This window comes from Micromonospora sp. 4G55 (genome assembly GCF_016803375.1).
Genome location: NZ_JAEVHN010000588.1, coordinates 1 through 3,824, shown reverse-complemented (window position 1 = coordinate 3,824; position 3,824 = coordinate 1). Strand labels below are relative to the sequence as shown.

The window sequence follows — 3,824 nt, the reverse complement described above, 5'->3', positions numbered from 1 at the left end:
TACCAGGGCCGAACCCGGCCACCAGCCGCCGGGTGGGCACCTCGCTGCGCGAGTCACAGTTCGAGCTACGGCTCGTGTTGGTCCGCTTCCCGAGCTACGACCGCGCGGAGATACTGCGTCGGCTGACCGCCTACGAGGCCGGCCGACTCACGCCGCCAGGGCCGATCGACCGGTCAAGCATGACGCCCACGCATCTGGCGTGATGGCGCGTCCTCAGGCAGGCCCATGAGGATTGCCGCGAAATCCTCACGGCGCCGGCGGCAGTAGCGGGCTCGTGGGGGCCAGAGTCATCCGTCATCGGCAGCGAACTGTCTTGACGGTGGCGGCGTAGCGCTGCGCGCCGCCCGCACGCCGCAGCACCCGTCCGTCGATGATGGACCATCGAAGCACGGCAATGCTATCCGTACCTCGCCGACCCGCGTCAAGAGGCCTCGGGGGACGGGGTACGACGGCGGGGCGCGGCCGGGCTGACACTTTTCCGGGCAGCTTTGCGGAGGAAGACAAATCGCGGTCCCCATCGACCCGGATGGTTGACACGGGGGGCGGCCGGACTGAAACCTGCCGGGCAGAGAGCGCTTTCTCGACACATCGCGGCAACCCGACCGTCATCACCACCGTCCGGGTGCGGCGGCGGCGTCACCGGCCGGCCACCGGTGCGTCACCGCCGGCCGTCGACCCCGTCGCGGGTCGGCCCCCTCGAATCCCCAGGAGAGGTCCATGCTCCCCGTGCCACCCACCTCCACCCCGCGCCGCCGCGCGCGCCGGTTGCTCGCCGCGACGGCGTCCACCCTGCTGCTCGGCACCCTGCTCGTCACCACCGCGCCACCGGCCGCGGGCGCGCTGCCGGCGGCCGCCTGCGACACCGGCACCAACATCGCACTCCAGCGGCCGGTGACCACCTCGTCGACCGAGAACGCCGGCACCGCCGCCGCGAACGCGGTCGACGGCAACCCCGGCACCCGCTGGTCCAGCGCGTTCAGCGATCCTCAGTGGATCTCCGTTGACCTGGGCAGCAGCCGGACCATCTGCCAGGTCACCCTGAACTGGGAGACCGCCTACGGCCGGGCGTACCAGCTCCAGACCTCGCCGGACGGGACCACCTGGACGACGATCCACTCCACCACCTCGGGCACCGGCGGCACGGAGAGCGTGAGCGTCACCGGCACCGGCCGCTACCTGCGGATGTACGGCACCCAGCGGGCCACCGGATACGGCTACTCGCTCTGGGAGCTGGCCGTCTTCGCCGCCTCCGGCGGCACCATCCCCGGCGGTGGCCCGCTCGGCCCCAACGTGATCACCTTCGACCCGTCCATGCCGAGCAGCCAGATCCAGGGCCAGCTCGACACGGTGTTCCGCGGCCAGGAGGCGAACCAGTTCGGCAGCCAGCGGTACGCCCTGATGTTCAAGCCGGGCGACTACCGCGGGATCAACGCCCAGGTCGGCTTCTACACCTCGATCATGGGCCTCGGCCGTAACCCGGGCGACGTGCGCATCCACGGGGACATCACCGTGGACGCCGGCTGGTTCAACGGCAACGCCACCCAGAACTTCTGGCGTTCCGCGTCCAACATGCAGGTCTTCCCGTCGGCCGGCGCGACCCGGTGGGCGGTCTCCCAGGCCGCCCCGTTCCGGCGGATGGACATCCAGGGCGACCTGAACCTGGCGCCGGCCGGGTACGGCTGGGCCAGCGGCGGGTACATCGCAGACAGCCGGGTCACCGGGATCGTCCAGCCGTACTCGCAGCAGCAGTGGTTCACCCGGGACAGCACCGTCGGCGGGTACCTCAACGCGGTGTGGAACGTGGTCAACTCGGGCGTGGTCGGCGCCCCCGCCACCAGCTTCCCCAACCCGCCCTACACCACCGTCGCGCAGACGCCGGTCAGCCGCGAGGCGCCGTACCTGTACCTCGACGCGGGCGGCAACTACCAGGTCTTCGTGCCGAGCCTGCGGCGAAACTCGTCGGGGGCGTCCTGGCTGGGCGGCGCGACACCCGGCTCGTCCCTCCCGCTGAGCCAGTTCTACGTGGCCCACCCCGGCGACTCCACCGCCACCATCAACGCCGCCCTCGCGCAGGGCCTGCACCTGCTCTTCACGCCGGGCGTCTACAACGTCACCGAGACGATCACCGTCAACCGACCCGACACGGTGGTGCTGGGCATCGGGTTCCCGACGCTGGTCCCGGCGAACGGGGTCACCCCGATGTCGGTCGCCGACGTCGACGGGGTGAAGCTGGCCGGCCTGCTGTTCGACGCCGGCCCGGTCAACTCCCCGGTGCTGCTGCGGGTCGGTCCGACCGGGTCCGCCGCCGATCACTCGGCGAATCCGACCTCGATCCAGGACGTGTTCTTCCGCATCGGCGGCGCCCAGGCGGGCAAGGCCACCACCAGCCTGGTGGTCAACTCCGACGACACGCTCATCGACCACATCTGGGCCTGGCGGGCCGACCACGGCGCCGGCGTCGGCTGGACGGTCAACACCGCCGACACCGGCCTGGTCGTCAACGGCGACGACGTGAACGCCTACGGGCTGTTCGTCGAGCACTACCAGAAGACCGAGGTGATCTGGAACGGCGCGAACGGCAAAGTGATCTTCTTCCAGAACGAGCTGCCCTACGACCCGCCGAACGCGGCGGCCTGGACCAACGGTGGGCGGACCGGGTACGCCGCGTTCGCCGTCGCCCCGTCGGTCACCTCGTTCGAGGGTTGGGGCATGGGCAGCTACTGCTACTTCAACGTCGACCCGACCATTGCGGCGTACCACGCCTTCCAGGCCCCCGTCACTCCCGGCGTGCGGTTCCACAACCTGCTCACCATCTCGCTCGGCGGTAACGGGTCGATCACCCACGTCATCAACGACACCGGCGCGGCCACCCCGACCAGCTCGACCACCCCGGTCAACCTGGTCAGCTACCCGTAACCCGCGGTCGCCGGATCTGGCCGGTGGTGGGCCCCATGCCCGCCACCGGCCGCCCGCCGTACCGGACTTTCGGTAATCTGCCGGCCGCCCCGAGGGTCTCCTTCTCGCAGGCCCGGTGCGACGGCGTTCCGGGGTGGACACACGAAGGTGAGTGACATGCTGGGAACCAGCCGGGGTGGACCCGACCGGGCCACCGTGGTCGCGGCCCGCGACGGTGACCCGCAGGCGCTGGACGCTCTGGTGGCGCAGTCTCTGCCGCTGGTCTACAACATCGTCGGCCGGGCGGTGCGCCGGCACGCCGACGTCGACGACGTGGTCCAGGAGACCCTGCTCCGCGTGGTCCGTCACCTGCCCGAGCTGCGCGACCCCGGCGCGTTCCGGTCCTGGCTGGTGGCGATCACGGTCCGGCAGGTCCGGGACCAGGAGGAGCTGCGTCGCGCCGCCGCATCGCGGACCGCCGACCTCGACGTGGTCCAGGAGGTGCCCGACCCGGCCTCGGACTTCGTGGCGACCGCCATCCTCCGCCTCGGCCTCACCGACCAGCGGCGCGAGGTCGCCGAGGCGACCCGGTGGCTCGACCCGGACGACCAGACCCTGCTCGCCCTGTGGTGGCTGGAGGAGACCGGCGAGCTGACCCGCCCGGAACTGGCCGACGCGCTCGGCCTCTCCCCCGCCCACGCCGCCGTTCGGGTCCGGCGGATGAAGGAGCAGTTGCGGATCGGGCGCACGCTGGTGCGGGCGCTGCGCAGCCGCCCCGGCTGCCCCGAACTGCACGCCGTCGGGCAGCGGTGGGACGGTCGGCCGAACCCGCTGTGGCGCAAGCGGCTGGCCCGCCACGTCCGCGACTGCCCGGTCTGCCGGCGGCACGGTGCCGGGCTGCTCCCGGTCGACCGGCTGCTGGCCGGGCT

3 protein-coding genes are annotated in these 3,824 nt (G+C 71.8%); all 3 read left to right on the top strand.

Annotated elements, in window-relative coordinates; genetic code table 11:
- Positions 1-203 (top strand): hypothetical protein (locus JNW89_RS30435; RefSeq protein ID WP_238451700.1); only part of this gene is annotated, 203 nt, incomplete at its 5' end.
- A gap of 514 nt (positions 204-717) precedes the next feature.
- Positions 718-2,916, top strand: a complete 2,199-nt coding sequence (locus tag JNW89_RS30430) for a discoidin domain-containing protein (protein WP_238451699.1) — start codon at positions 718-720, stop codon at positions 2,914-2,916.
- A 156-nt stretch (positions 2,917-3,072) separates the two neighbouring features.
- Positions 3,073-3,824 (top strand): RNA polymerase sigma factor (locus JNW89_RS30425; protein WP_238451698.1); only part of this gene is annotated, 752 nt, incomplete at its 3' end.